We start from the raw sequence: 17,704 nt of genomic DNA, 5'->3' as shown, positions 1-17,704 counted from the left end.
GCACCTCGCCTGAACCCCCCGCCCGTGCCCCGCCGCGGACGACACTCCTCCCGCGAAGATCGTCGCCGTCATCGGACCGACGCGCCCTGTTCGCCGTGCGGTTCCCGACGCCCTCTGGTGCGCGGCGGTGCGCACGGCCATGCTGTCCGCCGACAGCGCGTGCCGCCCGCAGGAAGGGCCGCGCGACCAGCGTGATTCCAGGAGGATTTGTGGTTCTTGGCACAGTCGGCCGGGCGACCGGGCCGCGAGGGAGGGCCGCGCGTGGGCGCGGGACGGTGACCCGGTCGCTCGTGCTGCTCGCGACCGTGTCCGCGATGACCGTCGGCACGATCGCCCCCGCACTCGCCGATCCGGGCCCCGACCCCCGCCCCCGCACCGCCGCCGAGATACTCAGACCGGTCGCCCCGCCGCCCGCGAGCAACCCGGCGGGGGAGACCCGGTCGGTCGCGGACGGCGACGGCATCGAGACGGCACGCGCCTCCCGCCCGATCGCCCCCGGCGTCCGCCTCGACTCGTACGACCGGCTCGAATCCGACAAGTGGCTGCGGGTCGACCACCTCTCCGTCGACCTGGCCGGCGGCGCAGTGCGCGCCGACTACCTCTCCTCCGGCAAGGTCTCCGAACGGCGCACCGTCTCCGAACTCGCCGCCGGACACGACGCGGGCCGCGGCCGCCGCACCGTCGCCGCGATCAACGCCGACTTCTTCGACATCAACCAGACCGGCGCGCCCGAGGGGATCGGCATCAAGGACGGGGCCACCGTCCAGTCGCCCGCCCCCGGGATCAACCGGGCCGTCGGCATCGGCCCGGACAGCGCGGGGCGCATCCTGAACCTGTACTTCGAGGGCACGCTCACCCTGCCGGCCGGGGAACGGCCGCTCGCCGCGTACAACGCCGCCAACGTGCCCGCCGGAGGAGTCGGCGCGTACACCTCCGCCTGGGGAACCGCCGACCGTGCCCTGACCGTGGACAACGCGAGCCCGGTCGCCGAAGCGGTCGTACGGGACGGCAAGGTCGTCTCCGTCTCGCCCACCCCCGGATCGGGGGCCGTCCCCGACGACACCACCGTCCTGGTCGGACGCGAGGCCGGAGCCGCCGCACTCGACGCGCTGAAGCCCGGTGACCCGGTGTCCCTGACCTACCGGGCCCGCACCGACCGGGGGGCCGTGCCGCGCACCGCCGTCGGCGGCCGGGAACTCCTCGTCGTCGACGGGGTCGCCCAGAACCACGAGGGCGAGGGCAACAACACCGCCGCGCCCCGCACCGCCGTCGGCTTCTCCGAGGACGGCCGCACCATGCAGATCCTCACCGTCGACGGACGGCAGGCCGACAGCGGCGGCGTCACCCTCACCGAACTCGGCCTGATGATGCGGCGCGCCGGTTCGTACAGCGCGCTCAACCTGGACGGCGGCGGATCGTCGACCCTCGTCGCGCGCGAACCCGGCAGCGACGCGCTCCGGGTGGAGAACAGCCCGTCCGACGGCAGCGAACGCACCGTCCCCAACGGCCTCGCCCTCACCGCCCCCGACGGCAGCGGCCGGCTCAAGGGCTTCTGGGTCCGGCCCCACACCTCCGCGGCCACCGCGCCCGGCGTCGACCCCGTCAAGGGCGGCCGCCCCGACCGGGTCTTCCCCGGACTCACCCGACGCCTCACCGCGGCCGGGTACGACGAGACGTACGGCCCCGCACGGGGCACCCCGAGCTGGCACACCGCACGGGCATCGGTCGGCACGGTCGACGGCAACGGGCTCTTCACCGCACGCCGCGGCGGCACCACCACCGTGAGCGCCACGCACGGACCGGCCCGCGGCAGCACGTCCCTGACGGTCCTCGACGCGCTGGCCCGCATCCAGCCCACCACACAGCGGGTGGGCCTCGCCGACGCCGGGGCCACCGGCACGTTCGGCATCGTCGGACTCGACGCCCACGGCACCAGCGCCCCCGTCGAACCGCGTGACGTCGCACTCGACTACGACCGCGCGCTCTTCGACATCCGCGACGACGGCCGGGGCTCCTTCACCGTCGCCTCGCGCACCGGCTCCGGCGCCGGGCAGATCAAGGCGACCGTGGCGGGCACCACCACCGTCCTCGCCGTCGGCGTCGGCCTCACCGAGCAGGCGGTCTCCTCCTTCGACGACGCCGGATCCTGGAAGTTCAGCCAGGCCCGCGCGAGCGGATCGCTGGAGGCCACCCCCGACGGCCACACCGGCACCGGGCTGCGGCTCCGCTACGACTTCACCGGTTCCACCGCCACCCGCGCCGCCTACGCCACACCGCCCCGGCCGGTCGCCGTGGACGGTCAGCCCCAGTCGTTCAAGCTGTGGATCAAGGGCGACGGCAAGGGCGCCTGGCCGACCCTGCACCTCAAGGACGCCGCGGGCTCCGACCAGTTGCTGCGCGGTCCGTACCTCACCTGGACCGGCTGGCGGCAGGTCACCTTCGCCGTGCCGCAGGGAGCCGCCATGCCGCTCTCCGTGCACCGCTTCTACCTCGCCGAGACCGCGGCAGCCAAGCAGTACACGGGCGACGTCGTCATCGACGACCTCACCGCCCAGGTGCCGCCCACCGTCGACCTCCCCGAACAGGCCGCGCCCGCCGACGACCTGATCGACACCGCGGCCGTGACCGGGCGCCGGGACTGGCGGTTCGCGGTGATGTCCGACGCCCAGTTCGTCGCCCGCGACCCGGACAGCGCGATCGTCGCCCAGGCCCGTCGCACCCTGCGCGAGATCAAGGCGGCCGCCCCCGACTTCCTGGTCGTCAACGGCGACCTCGTCGACGAGGGCGCGCCCGAGGACCTGGCCTTCGCCCGGCGTGTCCTCACCGAGGAACTCGGCGACTCGCTGCCCTGGTACTACATACCGGGCAACCACGAGGTGATGGGCGGCAGGATCGACAACTTCGTCGGCGAATTCGGGCCCGCCCAGCGGACGTTCGACCACAAGAGCACCCGCTTCGTCACGCTCGACACCTCCAGCCTCAGCCTGCGCGGCGGCGGCTTCGCCCAGATCCGGCAGCTCCGGGCCCAGCTGGACGCGGCGGCGAAGGACCGCGCCGTGGGCTCGGTCGTGCTGATCGAGCACGTGCCGCCGCGCGACCCCACCGTGCAGAAGGGCAGCCAGCTGGGAGACCGCAAGGAGGCGGCCCTGGTCGAGCAGTGGCTCGCCGGCTTCCGCCGTACGACGGGCAAGGGCGCGGCCTTCATCGGCAGCCACGTGGGGGTCTTCCACGCCTCGCACGTCGATGGAGTGCCGTATCTGATCAACGGCAACTCCGGCAAGGCACCGGCCGGGGCCACGGACGAGGGCGGCTTCACCGGCTGGTCGCTGGTCGGCGCCGACCGCGTCACCGCCGACGAGCAGGCCGCCGCGCGCCTGAGGCCGTGGCAGGGCGGGCCCGACTGGGTCTCCGTGCAGACCCGGGCACACGTCGACGCGCTGAGCATCGACGCGACCCCGGTGCTCGGCACGGGAAGCCGTACGAAGGTGACGGCGACGGCCACCCAGGGCACCCGCGTCGTCCCGGTCGGCTTCCCGATGGCCGCGGACTGGACCGGCTCCCCGAACGTCCACATCGGTGACCGGAACGGCGCCCGCCCCCGGCACACCGCCGTCCTCGACCCGTCCACCGGAACGCTCACCGCGCTCCGGCCGGGCACGATCACCCTCGCCGTGACGGTCAACGGCACGACGCAGCGGACACGGATCGGGATCGTCGCGACCGGAGCCGCGCCGGCGGCCTGACGGGCCGGAGCCCCGCCGACGTCGCCATGCTCCGACGCCGCCCCGCGCCCACGACACGGCGCGGGGCGGCACCGTACGACGGAGGCATCCACCCCGGTACGGCGGGCGGGCCGCACCCGTGGCCCGGTGCGGCCCGCCCGCCGTGGGGTTTCGGCCGCCCCACGCCTTCCGGTCGCCTCACACCTTGCGGTAGCCGTACGCCTCCGTCGCCGCGGCCTCCACCGCCGCGATGTCGCCACCCGCCGACGCGGTGACCACCGCGGCCACCGCGCCCTCCACGAACGGCGCGTCCACCAGCCGCGAGCCCTCCGGCAGCTCGTCGCCCTCGGCCAGCAGCGACTTGACCGTGAGCACCGCGCTGCCCAGGTCCACCAGCAGCGCGACACCCGCACCGGAGTCCACCGACCTGGCGGCCTCGGTGATCAGTTCCGCGCTCGTCCCGAGACCACCCGCGGGAGTGCCGCCGGCGGCCGCCACCGGCGCCGTCGCACCACCCGCGGCAAGCTCCCTGGCCAGTTCGGCGACGGACTCGGCCACCGGGCCGCTGTGCGAGACCAGTACGATCCCGACCTGCTTCCCGCCGCTCATGCCCGCTCCCCGTCCGTCTCCCCGCCGGTCTCCCCGGTCCCGGCCAGCGCGGCGATCAGCAGGGCCGAGGACGTCGCCCCCGGGTCCTGATGACCGATGCTCCGTTCACCCAGATAGCTCGCCCTGCCCTTGCGGGCCTGCATCGGCACCGTCGCCGCGGCCCCCGCCTCCGCCGCCTTCCGGGCCGCCTCGAACGAGGTGCCCAGCACCTCGGCGGCCGGCAGCAGCGCGTCGAGCATCGTCTTGTCCCCGGCCTGCGCCCCGCCCAGCTGCGCCACGGCCGCCACACCCACCCCGAAGGCCTCCGCCAACTCCTGCGGCGTCACCTCCGGGGCGTCGCCCAGGGCCTTTCCGGTACGGCGCAGCAGCGTCCCGTACAACGGGCCCGAGGCCCCGCCGACCGTCGAGATCAGATTCCGGCCGGCGAGCATCAGCAGGGCGCCCGGCGTCTGCGGCCGTTCCTTGTCCAGAACGGCGGTCATCGCGGTGAACCCGCGCTGCATGTTGCTGCCGTGATCGGCGTCCCCGATCGCCGAGTCGAGCTCGGTGAGACGGTCCGCCTCGCGGCCGACCAGGGCGGCGGCCCCGGTCATCCAACGGTGGAAGAAGTCGGCGTCGAGCACATGATCTCCTTGTCGCTCCGGCATGACGGGATTGCGGTACGGACGGATCAGCGGCCCCAGCGCAGCGCGGGCGTCTCCACCGGCGCGTCCCAGAGCCGCAGCAGCTCCTCGTCCACCTGGCAGAGCGTCACCGAACAGCCCGCCATGTCGAGCGAGGTCACATAGTTCCCCACGAGCGTACGAGCTGCCACCACGCCCCGCTCGGACAGCACCCGCTGAACCTCCGCGCCGAACCCGTACAGCTCCAGCAGAGGCGTCGCCCCCATGCCGTTGACCAACACGATCACCGGACCGGTCGGCCGCAGGTCCTCCAGCACCGTGTCCACCGCGAAGTCCGCGATCTCCCGCGACGTCATCATCGGACGCCGCTCCCGCCCCGGCTCGCCGTGGATCCCGATGCCGAGCTCCAGCTCACCCGGCGGCAGATCGAAGGTGGGGGAGCCCTTGGCCGGTGTGGTGACGGCGCCGAGAGCCACCCCGAAGCTCCGCGACGCCTCGTTCACCCGCCGGGCGACGGCCGCCACCCGTTCCAGCGGCGCCCCCTCGTCGGCCGCCGCCCCGGCGATCTTCTCGACGAACAGGGTCGCGCCCGTGCCCCGTCGGCCGGCCGTGTACAGGCTGTCGGTCACCGCCACGTCGTCGTCGACGAGCACCTGGGTCACCTGGATGCCCTCGTCCTCGGCGAGTTCGGCGGCCATCTCGAAGTTCAGGACGTCACCCGTGTAGTTCTTGACCACGAACAGCACCCCCGCCCCGCTGTCGACCGCGGCCGCCGCCCGCACCATCTGATCGGGCACGGGCGAGGTGAACACCTCTCCGGGGCAGGCCGCGGACAGCATGCCGGGGCCGACGAACCCCGCGTGCAACGGCTCGTGCCCGGAACCGCCGCCGGAGACGAGCGCCACCTTCCCGGCCACGGGCGCGTCGCGCCGCACGACGACTCGGTTCTCGACGTCCACGGTCAGCTCGGGGTGGGCGGCGGCCATGCCGCGCAGCGCGTCCGCGACGACGGTCTCGGGAACGTTGATCAGCATCTTCAACGGGATCTCCTGGTGGGGTGGGAGGGACGGGAAGAAGAAGGAGAGCGGCGCCGGGCAGGGGTCTTTGCGGCGAGGCCGTCGGCCCGCCGCCGACTCTACTGACGGGGCGTCGTGTTGTGGCGGAGGCGGCGGAACCGACCTCCGGCCGACGTCCACGGACCCGGCCGGGCAGCCGAACCCACGGGTGCTCCGGGCCGCGCAGGGGTACCGGCCCCGCGGACGCGCCCCGGCGTCGTGCCGTCAGACGCCCGCCGCACGGGCCGCCGCGTACACCTCGGCCGCCACGTCGATCAGCTCCGCGGCGTCACGCGTCGTGCCCTGGAGATCGATCAGGAACTCCGGGACACCCGTTTCGGCATGGGCCACCAGGTCCTCGACGATCTGGGCGACATCGCCGTGGAAGGGGGCGCGGCCCGCACCGGTGACCGGCTCGGCGCTGTACCTGGCGTTCACCCGGGCACAGACACGGAGCGGTCGCTCCCGGCCGCGCTCGGCCGCCAGGTCCCGCACCTGCTTCCACTGCTCGGCCAGCCGGCCGGCGCCCATCGCGACGGGCATCCAGCCGTCCGCCCGGTCGACCAGCCGGCGCGTGGCCCGCGGGCCGGTCGCCGGCAGATAGACCGGAATGGGACGCGCCGGCTTCGGACCGACCTCGGACGGGGCGATCGTGGTCAGTTTGCCCCGGTACGAGACCGGGTCCGGCCCCCAGACGGCCGCGCACACGTCCAGCAGCTCGTCCAGGACCGCGCCCCGCTTCTCGAAGGGGGCCACGGAGGCCGCCGCGTACTCGTCGAGCGACCAGCCCGTGCCGAGCCCCGCGACCACCCGGCCGCCGCTCGCGGCGTCGAGCGAGGCGAGCGAGCGGGCCAGCTGGAACGGTACGTGCAGCGGCGCGACCAGGACGCTGGTGCCCAGTCGGGCCCGCTCCGTCGCCCCGGCGGCGAGCGCGAGCGTGATCAGCGGGTCGGCGACACTGCGGTACTGGTCGGGCCACGGCAGACCCGGTACGCCGTACAGCCCCTGCGTGGCGGGTTCGGGGAAGATGATCCGCTCGAAGACCCACAGGCTCTCGTAGCCGGTCTCCTCCGCCGCGCGTGCCACGGCGGCCACATCGCGGCCGATGTCGTACTGCTTCATCTGCGGAAGACCGAGACCGAGCGAGACCGGCATGTGTGCACTCCTTCGGACGGGCAGTGGGACAACCACCGTATGGCACCCGTCTGTTGAGCGGTCGGCATGATGTCCGGAGCGGCGCCGGAAAGGCGGTGGACGGCCCGCGCGGCGTGCGGCGGGAGCGGTGCCCGGCACGGTGCGCGGGCCGGGCGGGGAGGGGCGGCGACGGGCCCGCCGGGCAGGGAACGGGGCGGTCCGGACCGGCCCGCGGCAGGGGTGACGCGTGTCGCCCGCCCGCGGGGACGGGGTCCTGTCGAGTCGGGGGCGATCACGAGATATCTTGATGTCAAGCAATGTTGTAGACGTGGAGCGGAGCACAGGGTGACTGACTCGACCATCATCTATACGCACACCGACGAGGCCCCGGCCCTGGCGACCTATTCGTTCTTGCCCGTGGTCCAGGCCTACGCCTCGACGGCCGGTGTCAACGTCGAGAGCCGTGACATCTCGCTGGCCGGACGCATCATCGCGGGCTTCCCCGAGCGTCTCGAGGAGGGCCAGCGCATCGAGGACGCGCTCGCCGAGCTCGGTGAGCTGGCCAAGCGGCCCGAGGCCAACATCATCAAGCTGCCGAACATCTCGGCGTCGATCCCGCAGCTGAAGGCCGCCATCGCCGAGCTCCAGGCGCAGGGCTACGCGCTTCCGGACTACCCGGACGACCCGCAGACCGATGAGGACAAGGACGTCCGCGCGCGCTACGACAAGGTCAAGGGCAGCGCGGTGAACCCCGTGCTGCGCGAGGGCAACTCCGACCGCCGTGCCCCCGCCTCGGTCAAGAACTACGCCAAGGCGCACCCGCACCGCATGGGCAAGTGGAGCGCCGACTCGAAGACGAACGTCGCCACCATGGGCGTCGACGACTTCCGCTCCACCGAGAAGTCCGTGGTCGTCCCCGAGGCCGGTTCGCTGCGCATCGAGCTCGCCGGCGACGACGGCAGCACCACCGTGCTGCGCGAGTCGGTGCCGGTGCTCGCGGGCGAGGTCGTCGACGCCGCGGTCATGCGCGTCGCCGCCCTGCGCGAGTTCCTCGCCGCGCAGGTGGCCCGTGCCAAGGCCGAGGGCGTGCTGTTCTCCGTCCACCTCAAGGCCACCATGATGAAGGTCTCCGACCCGATCATCTTCGGCCACGTGGTCCGCGCCTTCTTCCCGAACACCTTCGCCAAGTACGGCGACGTGCTCGTCGCGGCCGGTCTCTCCCCGAACGACGGCCTCGGCGCCATCCTCAAGGGCCTGGACTCGGTGCCGCACATCGGCGCCGAGATCAAGGCCTCCTTCGAGGCCGAGCTCGCCGAGGGCCCCGCGCTGGCCATGGTCGACTCGGACAAGGGCATCACCAACCTGCACGTGCCCAGCGACGTCATCGTCGACGCCTCCATGCCGGCCATGATCCGCACCTCCGGTCACATGTGGGGCCCCGACGGCCAGGAGGCCGACACCCTCGCCGTGCTGCCCGACAGCAGCTACGCGGGCGTCTACCAGGTCGTCATCGACGACTGCCGTGCCAACGGCGCCTTCGACCCGTCCACCATGGGCTCGGTGCCGAACGTCGGCCTGATGGCGCAGAAGGCCGAGGAGTACGGCAGCCACGACAAGACCTTCGAGATCCCGGCCACCGGCACGGTGCGGGTCCTCGACGGCAACGGCGACGTCGTGCTGGAGCAGGCCGTGGGCGCGGGCGACATCTTCCGCATGTGCCAGGCCAAGGACCTGCCGATCCAGGACTGGGTCAAGCTCGCCGTCACCCGGGCCCGCGCCACCGGCGTCCCGGCCGTGTTCTGGCTCGACGAGGACCGCGCCCACGACGCGCAGCTGATCACCAAGGTCAGGAAGTACCTCGCCGACCACGACACCGAGGGCCTGCAGATCGAGATCATGTCGCCGGAGAAGGCGACCGCGTTCTCGCTGGAGCGCATCCGCCGGGGCGAGGACACCATCTCGGTCACCGGCAACGTGCTGCGCGACTACCTGACCGACCTGTTCCCGATCCTGGAGCTGGGCACGAGCGCGAAGATGCTCTCCGTCGTCCCGCTCATGAACGGCGGCGGCCTGTTCGAGACCGGGGCCGGCGGCTCCGCGCCCAAGCACGTCCAGCAGCTCGTCAAGGAGAACTACCTCCGCTGGGACAGCCTGGGCGAGTTCTTCGCGCTCGCGGCCAGCTTCGAGCACCTGTCGACGACCACGGGCAACGCCCGCGCCAAGGTCCTCGCCGACACGCTCGACCGCGCGACCGGCACCTTCCTCAACGAGGACAAGTCGCCGAGCCGCAAGCTGGGCGGCATCGACAACCGCGGCAGCCACTTCTACCTGGCCCTGTACTGGGCCCAGGAGCTGGCGCAGCAGACCGAGGACGCGCAGCTCGCGCAGGCCTTCGGCGAGCTCGCGAAGACGCTGGGCGAGCAGGAGCAGACCATCGTCGACGAGCTGATCGCGGTGCAGGGCTCGCCGGCCGACATCGGCGGCTACTACCAGCCCGACCCGGCCAAGGCCGCCGCCGTCATGCGGCCGTCGGAGACGTTCGTCCGGGCCATCGCCTCCATCGGCTGACGGAACGACCGAAGGAACAGCCGCGGAACGGGGTGCGCCCGCGCACCCCTTCCCCGCCCCGGCCGGCACCGCGCCCGGCCGGGGCGGTTCCGTGTCCGGGACCGGTGCGGGGCGATCCGCGCGAACCGGGTACGGGAAACCGCCCCGGCGTGTAGGTTCGCAGCCCGGACCGACCGTCACTGGAGGGCAGGAACCGTGCTGACAGGCAGGAACGCCGTGGTCACCGGAGGATCGCGGGGCATCGGCCGCGCCATTGTCGAACGGCTCTGCCGCGACGGGGCGCGCGTGGTCTTCAACTACGCCACCGACGACGAGGCGGCCCGGGAGGTCGTCCGCGCGGTACGGGAGGGCGGTGGCGAGGCACGGGCCGTCCGGCAGGACCTCGCGGACCCGGACGGCCCGGAGCGGCTGATGGCGGTCGCCGAGGAGGAGCTCGACGGGCTGGACATCCTGGTCAACAACGCCGCCCTCTGCCCCGCCCCGTCCCTGATCGCGGACACCGACCCGGAGCTCTTCGACCGGGTGATGGCGGTCAACACCCGCGCGGTCTTCCTGACGATCCGTCACGCGGCCCTGCGGATGCGCGACGGCGGCCGCATCGTGAACATCTCCACGGCCAACACCGTGCGGCCGGGCCCCGGCATCTCCGCCTACGCCGCCGGCAAGGGCGCGCTCGAACAGCTCACCGCCGTGGCGGCCCACGAACTCGGATCCCGCGCGATCACCGTCAACACCGTCTCGCCCGGAGCCACCGACACCGACATGCTGCGCGCCGCCAACCCGCCGCAGGCACTGGAGACGGTCGTCGGCATGACCCCCCTGCGGCGGCTGGGGGAGCCCGCCGACGTGGCCGACGTGGTGGCCTTCCTCGTCGGCCACGACGGGCGCTGGATCACGGGACAGAACGTACGGGCGACGGGCGGGCTGGCCTGAACGACGCCCTGCGGACCCGTGACGGCACCGGTCGCGGACGCGCCCCGGGCCCCCCGCGTCCGGCGGCGCCCTGACGGGTGAAAGTCGCGCGACGGCGGGTGCAGGGCCGCGCACGGCCGCTTCGCGGCTGATTTGCTGCACCTGGAATCCGGCGTGACGCGCGCGGACCGGTCCGCGCGTCGGCCGGGTGGGGCCGGGCGCCCCTGCCGGGTGCCCGGCCCCACCCGCGCATGACGATCGAAGGAGCGTCCCAGTGACGACGACGGGCACAGCAGGGGAGACCGAGGAGGAGGAGTACGAGAACGAACTCCCGGTCCGGCGCAAGCGGCCGGGAAACGTCGTCGTCAAGTGGCTGACCACCACCGACCACAAGACGATCGGCACGATGTACCTGGTCACGTCGTTCGCGTTCTTCGTCCTCGGTGGGGTGCTGGCCCTGGCCATGCGCGCCGAACTGGCCCGTCCGGGAATCCAGATCCTGTCGCCCGAGCAGTTCAACCAGGCGTTCACGATCCACGGCACGATCATGCTGCTGATGTTCGCGACGCCGCTGTTCGCCGGGTTCACCAACTGGATCATGCCGCTGCAGATCGGTGCGCCCGACGTGGCGTTCCCGCGGCTGAACATGTTCGCCTACTGGCTGTACCTCTTCGGCTCGGTCATCGTCGTGGCGGCCTTCCTCACGCCGAGCGGGGCCGCGGACTTCGGCTGGTTCGCCTACTCCCCGCTGACCGACGCGGTCCGCTCGCCGGGCATCGGCGGCGACATGTGGATCATGGGCCTGGCCTTCTCCGGCTTCGGCACGATCCTCGGTTCGGTCAACTTCATCGCCACGATCATCTGCATGCGTGCCCCCGGCATGACCATGTTCCGCATGCCGATCTTCACCTGGAACGTCCTGCTGACCGCTGTCCTGGTCCTGATGGCCTTCCCGGTGCTCGCCGCGGCCCTGCTGGTGCTGGAGGCCGACCGCAAGTTCGGTGCCCACGTCTTCGACCCGGCCAACGGCGGCGCACTGCTCTGGCAGCACCTCTTCTGGTTCTTCGGCCACCCGGAGGTGTACATCATCGCCCTGCCGTTCTTCGGCATCGTCAGCGAGGTCATCCCGGTCTTCAGCCGGAAGCCGATCTTCGGCTACGTCGGACTGATCAGCGCGACGATCGCCATCGCGGGCCTCTCCGTGACCGTGTGGGCGCACCACATGTACGTCACGGGCGGTGTGCTGTTGCCGTTCTTCTCGTTCATGACATTTCTCATCGCGGTACCGACCGGTGTGAAGTTCTTCAACTGGATCGGCACGATGTGGAAGGGCTCGTTGTCCTTCGAGACCCCGATGCTCTGGGCCGTCGGCTTCCTGGTCACCTTCCTGTTCGGTGGTCTGACCGGTGTGATCCTGGCGTCGCCCCCGCTGGACTTCCACGTCTCGGACTCGTACTTCGTCGTCGCGCACTTCCACTACGTCGTCTTCGGCACCGTGGTCTTCGCGATGTTCTCCGGATTCCACTTCTGGTGGCCGAAGTTCACCGGGAAGATGCTGGACGAGCGGCTCGGCAAGATCACGTTCTGGACGCTGTTCACGGGCTTCCACGGCACGTTCCTGGTGCAGCACTGGCTCGGTGCCGAGGGCATGCCGCGTCGTTACGCGGACTACCTCGCCGCGGACGGCTTCACCGCGCTGAACACGATCTCGACGATCGCCTCGTTCCTGCTCGGCCTGTCGATGCTGCCGTTCTTCTACAACGTGTGGAAGACCGCCAAGTACGGCAGGGACGTCGCCACCGACGACCCGTGGGGCTACGGCCGCTCGCTGGAGTGGGCGACCTCCTGCCCGCCGCCGCGGCACAACTTCCTCACCCTGCCCCGGATCCGTTCCGAATCCCCGGCCTTCGACCTCCACCACCCCTCGCTCCGCGCACTCGACGAGGTCCTCAACCGCCCCGGCGCCGGGACGACCGGCACCCCGGGGGACACCCGGGCGTGAGTACGGCGCCCCGGGACGAGGAGGGACGAGTGGACCCGGCCGAGGAAAGCGCCCGCGGACTGGCGCAGCTGCAGGGCTATCTGCTGTGGAGCGCCGAGATCGAGGAGGCCCGCCGCCGGGCGGCCCGCTTCACCGACGAACTGCCCTGGCTCACCACCGCCCAGCGCGAGGACGTGGAACGGGTCTACACGGCCGACCGGCTCACGGCGGCACGGACGACGCTCGCCCGGATCGCCGCCCGGTCCACCGCGCTGCGCGACGAGTACGAGACGCGCTACCGCAGGCTCAAGGCCCGCTGCGTGGCCACCGGCGTCGTGCTCGTCGGCGCGGCCGGCGGCACCTGCGCGGCGCTCGCCCTGCTGTCCCGCTGACCGCGCGCCGTCGTCCGTCCGCCGCCCTCAGCAGGCGAAGTCCGCGCCGACTCGTAAGGATGAGTGACGACGGGCGCGTGCGACGTGGCAGGCGAACGGACGACCGTGCAGGCCCGAGAAGGGACGAACACCGTGGCACGACCCAGGATTCTCGTTGTCGGCGCCGGATTCGCCGGGGTGGAATGCGTACGCCGGCTGGAGCGCGGGCTCCTCCCGGGCGAGGCGGAGATCGCACTCGTCGCCCCGTTCTCGTACCAGCTCTACCTCCCCCTGCTGCCCCAGGTGGCAGCCGGTGTCCTCACCCCGCAGTCGGTCGCCATCTCGCTGCGCCGCAGTCAGAAGCACCGCACCCGGATCGTCCCGGGCGGGGCGATCGGGGTGGACCCCAAGGCGAAGATCTGCATCATCCGCAAGATCACCGACGAGATCGTCCACGAGCCCTACGACTACATCGTGCTCAGCCCCGGCAGCGTCACCCGCACCTTCGACATCCCCGGCCTGCTGGACCACGGCCGGGGCATGAAGACCCTGGCCGAGGCCGCGTACGTACGCGACCACGTGATCTCCCAGCTCGACCTCGCCGACGCCAGCCAGGACGAGCACGAGCGGGCCTCGCGGCTGCAGTTCGTGGTGGTCGGCGGCGGGTACGCGGGCACCGAGACGGCCGCCTGCCTGCAGCGTCTCACCAGCAACGCGGTCAAGCGCTACCCCCGGCTCGACCCGGATCTGATCAAGTGGCACCTCATCGACATCGCCCCGAAGCTGATGCCCGAACTGGGGGACAAGCTCGGCCGCAGCGCCCTGGAGGTGCTGCGCGCCCGGGGCATCGAGGTGTCGCTCGGCGTCTCGGTCGCCGAGGCCACCGCCGACACGGTCACCTTCACCGACGGCAGGGTGCTGCCCTGCCGCACCCTGATCTGGACCGCCGGAGTAGCCGCGAGCCCGCTCGTCGCCACCTTCGACGCGGAGACGGTGCGCGGCCGGCTCGCCGTGACGGCCGAGTTGCGCCTGCCCGGCCTCGACGGCGTCTTCGCGCTCGGCGACTGCGCTGCCGTACCGGACCTGAGCAAGGGCGACGGGGCGGTCTGCCCGCCCACCGCGCAGCACGCCATGCGCCAGGGCCGCAGGGCTGCCGGCAACCTCATCGCGGCGTTGCGCAACCAGCCGTTGAAGCCGTACGTCCACAGGGACCTCGGCCTCGTCGTGGACCTCGGCGGCAAGGACGCCGTCTCCAAGCCGCTCGGCATCGAGATGCACGGAGTTGCCGCACAGGCCGTCGCCCGCGGCTACCACTGGTCGGCGCTGCGGACCAATGTCGCCAAGGCGCGGGTCATGACCAACTGGATGCTGAACGCCGTCGCGGGAGACGACTTCGTCCGCACCGGTTTCCAGGCCCGGAACCCGGTCAAGCTGCGGGACTTCGAGTACACGGACGCCTATCTGACCCCGGCCCAGGTCCGCGAGTACACCGCCGCACTGCACACCGGCACCTGAGCCCGCACCGCGCCGCTCCGGCCCCCCTCGCGGCGGGGCCGGAGCGGCGGCCGGCCGGATCAGCCGCCGTTCGCGTGCCCGGCCGTCAGCCGGGGGTCCCGCTCGACCACCGGGTCCAGGATGCTGTCGATCCCCTTCATCAGCTCCTCGTCGAGCGTCACCCCGGCCGCCGCGGCGTTCTCCGTCACCTGCTCGGGCCGGGAGGCGCCGATGATCGCGGCGGAGACGTTCGTGTTCTGCAGGACCCACGCGACCGCGAGCTGGGCCAGGCTGAGACCGGCGCCGTCGGCGAGCGGCCGCAGTCGCTGGACGCGCTCCAGCACCTCGTCGCGCAGCCAGCCGGCGACCATGTCCGCGCCGCCCTTCTCGTCCGTCGCCCGGGAACCGGCGGGCAGCGGCGCACCGGGCTTGTACTTGCCCGTGAGCGCGCCCTGGGCGATCGGGGACCAGACGATCTGGCCGATGCCCAGCTCTTCGGACGCGGGCACCACATCGCTCTCGATCACCCGCCAAAGCGCCGAGTACTGCGGCTGGTTGGAGATCAGCGGCACCCGCAGCTCGCGGGCCAGCCCGTGCGCGGCGCGGAGCTGGTCGGCGGTCCACTCCGAAACACCGATGTACAGGGCCTTGCCGGAACGGACGACGTCGGCGAACGCCTCCATGGTCTCTTCCAGCGGCGTGGTGTGGTCGTAGCGATGGGCCTGGTACAGGTCCACGTAATCCGTCTGCAGGCGGCGCAGCGAACCGTCGATGGACTCCATGATGTGCTTGCGGCCGAGCCCCCGGTCGTTGTGTCCGGGACCGGTCGGGAAGTAGACCTTGGTGAACACCTCCAGACCTTCACGGCGTTCGCCCCTGAGCGCCCGGCCCAGGACGGCCTCGGCCCGGGTCTCGGCGTAGACGTCCGCGGTGTCGAAGGTGGTGATCCCGGCGTCCAGGGCGGCGCGGATGCAGGCGACCGCCGCGTCCTCCTCCACCTGGGAACCGTGGGTGAGCCAGTTTCCGTAAGCGATCTCACTGATGGTCAGGCCGCTGCGGCCGAGCCGGCGGAACTCCATGTGACTGCTCTCCCTGCGTTCGTGAGGCGCATCGTGCAATGGTCCGGCCATGCTATTGCGCCGGACCGGTGCCGTCCGGGCGGACCCGGGCCTCCGGAACGGCGCGGTGCACGGCGCGGAGGAGGGCCCCGATATCCGGTTGCCGCGGCGTTCGCGGAGTGATGTGGTTCTCCGGGGCACCCGCCCGCTCCACTCGTTCCGGCCTGCGCCCCGGGTGCGGAGGAGTCAATTTGTCGCTCTGCATCACCGCACTGACCGACCCCGATCGGTCCGGCGGGAGCCACCGCCTGGTCTGGCTCGCCTCCGATTCCGGGGGCAGCCCGCTCGGCTCGGCGTTCCTGCGCGTCTTCACCCGCGAGGGCCAGGACCACCTCGCCGAACTGGAGCTCCACGTCCATCCGGCGGAGCGCCGCAAGGGGGTCGGATCGCGGCTGTTCGACACGGCGGTCGCCGCCGCCCGCGAGAAGGGGCGGCGCAGCGTCATCGCGCAGGTCGAGGCCGATTCCCCGGGGGACGGTTTCCTGCGGGCCAAGGGGCTGCGCAAGGTGCTGACCCTCACCTACGTCCGGCTTACGCTGGCGAAGGTTGACACCGGGGCCCTGCGCCGGACCGTCGGGCAGCCGCATCCGGGCTACCGGCTCATCTCCTGGGACGGCCCCGTCCCCGACGAACTCGCGCCGACGTTCGCCGCGTCCCGCCGGGCCATGGACGACATGCCCATGGACGACACCGACTTCGGCACGGTCGTCTGGGACGTGGACCGGGTCCGGTCCGCGGCGGCGGCCGTCGCGGCACGCGGCGACCTGCTCCACACGGTCGCGGCGGTCGACGAGTCCGACGACACGATCGTGGGCTTCACGGAACTCGTCGTCCCGGGCGACGGGAAGGGCGACGGTCAGCACTACGGCACCGGGGTTCTTCCCGAGCACCGGGGACACGGCCTCGGCCGGTGGATGAAGGCCCGGTCCATCCTCGGGGCCCGCGAGCACCACCCGGACCTGGCAGGGCTGTTGACCGACACCGCCGACAGCAATGCGCACATGCGACGCATCAACGACGAGCTCGGCTACGAACCGACCCGCAAATCGGTCGAGTACCAGCTCGATCTGTAGGAACCGTCCGTCCGGTGGCCGGGGCGAGGCCCCGGCCACCGGCCTGCTTCCGGATCAGGCCGTGCCCCGGAACGCGCCCAGGATCTGCTCGGCCGCGAGCGTGGCCGTCAACTCGCCGTCCCGTACCCGCTGTTCGAGCGACGGGGCGAGCGCACGCACCGCCGGATGGCCGTGCAGGCTCTCCAGCAGCTCGTCCCGCACCATCGTCCACGTCCAGTCGATCTGCTGGTCGCGCCGCTTCGCGGCGAGCCGACCGGTCGATTCGAGCAGTGCGCGGTGCTGCTCCAGCCGCTCCCACAAGGTGTCGAGACCGGTGGACTCGCGCGCGCTGCAGGTGAGCACCGGCGGCGTCCACGCCGCGTCCGCCGGGTGCATCAGCCGCAGCGCACCGGCCAGTTCCCGGGCCGCCGCCCGCGCGTCGCGCTCGTGCGGGCCGTCCGCCTTGTTGACCGCGACGGCGTCCGCCAGCTCCAGGACGCCCTTCTTGATGCCCTGGAGCTGATCGCCGGTACGGGCCAGGGTCAGCAGCAGAAACGTGTCGACCATGTTGGCCACCGCCGTCTCCGACTGGCCCACGCCGACCGTCTCCACCAGCACCACGTCGTAACCCGCGGCCTCCATCACCACGATGGACTCCCGGGTCGCCTTCGCCACCCCGCCGAGCGTGCCGGCCGTGGGGGACGGGCGCACATACGCCGCCGGGTCCACCGCGAGACGCTCCATCCTGGTCTTGTCGCCCAGGATGGAGCCCCCCGTACGGCTGGAGGAGGGGTCGACGGCCAGCACCGCGACCCGGTGCCCGAGCCCGGTGAGCATCGTGCCGAGGGCGTCGATGAAGGTGGACTTGCCCACGCCCGGCACCCCGCTGATGCCGATCCGCCGGGCCGCGCCGGAGTGCGGCAGCAGCTCGCGCAGCAACTGCTGGGCCAGCACCCGGTGATCGGGGCGGGTGGACTCGACGAGAGTGACGGCCCGCGCGATCTGCGCGCGCCTCCCGTCGAGCACCCCCTTCACATAGCTGTCGATGTCGATCTTCGGAGCCAT

The 17,704-nt window shown here is 72.3% G+C and carries 13 protein-coding genes; 7 read left to right on the top strand and 6 right to left on the bottom strand.

Annotated features, from left to right (window positions below; translation table 11 throughout):
• The first annotated feature begins 314 nt into the window (after positions 1-314).
• Positions 315-3,743: a phosphodiester glycosidase family protein gene (locus ACWCXX_RS05760; RefSeq protein WP_451124669.1), complete on the top strand. Its 3,429-nt coding sequence runs from the start codon at positions 315-317 to the stop codon at positions 3,741-3,743.
• A 177-nt stretch (positions 3,744-3,920) separates the two neighbouring features.
• Here ACWCXX_RS05760 and ACWCXX_RS05755 read toward each other — a convergent pair whose 3' ends face one another.
• The 4 genes from ACWCXX_RS05755 to ACWCXX_RS05740 form a co-directional block, all read right to left on the bottom strand.
• Positions 3,921-4,331 (bottom strand): PTS-dependent dihydroxyacetone kinase phosphotransferase subunit DhaM, encoded by a 411-nt coding sequence (locus ACWCXX_RS05755; protein ID WP_451124667.1) that lies wholly within the window; start codon positions 4,329-4,331, stop codon positions 3,921-3,923.
• A complete protein-coding gene (dhaL, locus tag ACWCXX_RS05750) occupies positions 4,328-4,954 on the bottom strand; it encodes a dihydroxyacetone kinase subunit DhaL (RefSeq protein ID WP_451124665.1) in 627 nt (208 codons plus the stop codon). Before dhaL ends, ACWCXX_RS05755 begins: the two co-directional genes overlap by 4 nt.
• 47 nt (positions 4,955-5,001) lie before the next feature.
• A complete protein-coding gene (gene dhaK, locus ACWCXX_RS05745) occupies positions 5,002-5,994 on the bottom strand; it encodes a dihydroxyacetone kinase subunit DhaK (protein ID WP_451124663.1) in 993 nt (330 codons plus the stop codon).
• Positions 5,995-6,234: 240 nt separating this feature from the next.
• Positions 6,235-7,164 (bottom strand): LLM class F420-dependent oxidoreductase, encoded by a 930-nt coding sequence (locus ACWCXX_RS05740; RefSeq protein ID WP_451124661.1) that lies wholly within the window; start codon positions 7,162-7,164, stop codon positions 6,235-6,237.
• A gap of 324 nt (positions 7,165-7,488) precedes the next feature.
• Here ACWCXX_RS05740 and ACWCXX_RS05735 point away from each other — a divergent pair, with 324 nt between their 5' ends.
• From ACWCXX_RS05735 to ACWCXX_RS05715, 5 genes are all read left to right on the top strand, one after another.
• Entirely contained in the window at positions 7,489-9,711 is a 2,223-nt protein-coding gene (locus ACWCXX_RS05735; protein WP_451124659.1) for an NADP-dependent isocitrate dehydrogenase, read from the top strand.
• Positions 9,712-9,906: 195 nt separating this feature from the next.
• On the top strand, positions 9,907-10,644 hold the full coding sequence (locus tag ACWCXX_RS05730; protein WP_451124657.1) for an SDR family oxidoreductase: 738 nt from the start codon (positions 9,907-9,909) through the stop codon (positions 10,642-10,644).
• 253 nt (positions 10,645-10,897) lie between these two features.
• Positions 10,898-12,625 carry an aa3-type cytochrome oxidase subunit I gene (gene ctaD, locus ACWCXX_RS05725; RefSeq protein ID WP_451124655.1) on the top strand — a complete coding sequence of 576 codons (1,728 nt, stop codon included), beginning with the start codon at positions 10,898-10,900 and terminating at the stop codon, positions 12,623-12,625.
• 29 nt (positions 12,626-12,654) lie between these two features.
• Positions 12,655-12,996, top strand: coding sequence for a hypothetical protein (locus tag ACWCXX_RS05720; RefSeq protein WP_451124929.1), 342 nt, complete (start codon positions 12,655-12,657; stop codon positions 12,994-12,996).
• A gap of 132 nt (positions 12,997-13,128) precedes the next feature.
• On the top strand, positions 13,129-14,490 hold the full coding sequence (locus ACWCXX_RS05715) for an NAD(P)/FAD-dependent oxidoreductase (protein WP_451124653.1): 1,362 nt from the start codon (positions 13,129-13,131) through the stop codon (positions 14,488-14,490).
• Positions 14,491-14,549: 59 nt separating this feature from the next.
• Here ACWCXX_RS05715 and ACWCXX_RS05710 read toward each other — a convergent pair whose 3' ends face one another.
• The gene (locus tag ACWCXX_RS05710) at positions 14,550-15,548 is read right to left on the bottom strand and encodes an aldo/keto reductase family protein (protein WP_451124651.1); all 999 of its coding nucleotides are present in this window, start codon (positions 15,546-15,548) and stop codon (positions 14,550-14,552) included.
• Between the two features lie 230 nt (positions 15,549-15,778).
• Here ACWCXX_RS05710 and ACWCXX_RS05705 point away from each other — a divergent pair, with 230 nt between their 5' ends.
• Positions 15,779-16,660, top strand: a complete 882-nt coding sequence (locus ACWCXX_RS05705; protein WP_451124649.1) for a GNAT family N-acetyltransferase — start codon at positions 15,779-15,781, stop codon at positions 16,658-16,660.
• 54 nt (positions 16,661-16,714) lie between these two features.
• On the opposite strand, the gene meaB is transcribed toward ACWCXX_RS05705, so the two are convergent.
• On the bottom strand, positions 16,715-17,704 hold the full coding sequence (gene meaB / locus ACWCXX_RS05700) for a methylmalonyl Co-A mutase-associated GTPase MeaB (RefSeq protein WP_451124647.1): 990 nt from the start codon (positions 17,702-17,704) through the stop codon (positions 16,715-16,717).

Source organism: Streptomyces sp. NPDC001732 (assembly GCF_053596315.1).
Note: the sequence above shows the minus strand (reverse complement) of the source record. Positions and strands in the feature narration are given on the sequence as shown.

What these genes read in the sequence shown, in the direction of transcription:
- meaB (WP_451124647.1), bottom strand. Translation starts at nt 17,704, where the DNA reads ATGGCTCCGAAGATCGACATCGACAGCTATGTGAAGGGGGTGCTCGAC.
- ACWCXX_RS05740 (WP_451124661.1), bottom strand. Translation starts at nt 7,164, where the DNA reads ATGCCGGTCTCGCTCGGTCTCGGTCTTCCGCAGATGAAGCAGTACGAC.
- ACWCXX_RS05710 (WP_451124651.1), bottom strand. Translation starts at nt 15,548, where the DNA reads ATGGAGTTCCGCCGGCTCGGCCGCAGCGGCCTGACCATCAGTGAGATC.
- ACWCXX_RS05755 (WP_451124667.1), bottom strand. Translation starts at nt 4,331, where the DNA reads ATGAGCGGCGGGAAGCAGGTCGGGATCGTACTGGTCTCGCACAGCGGC.
- ACWCXX_RS05760 (WP_451124669.1), top strand. Translation starts at nt 315, where the DNA reads ATGACCGTCGGCACGATCGCCCCCGCACTCGCCGATCCGGGCCCCGAC.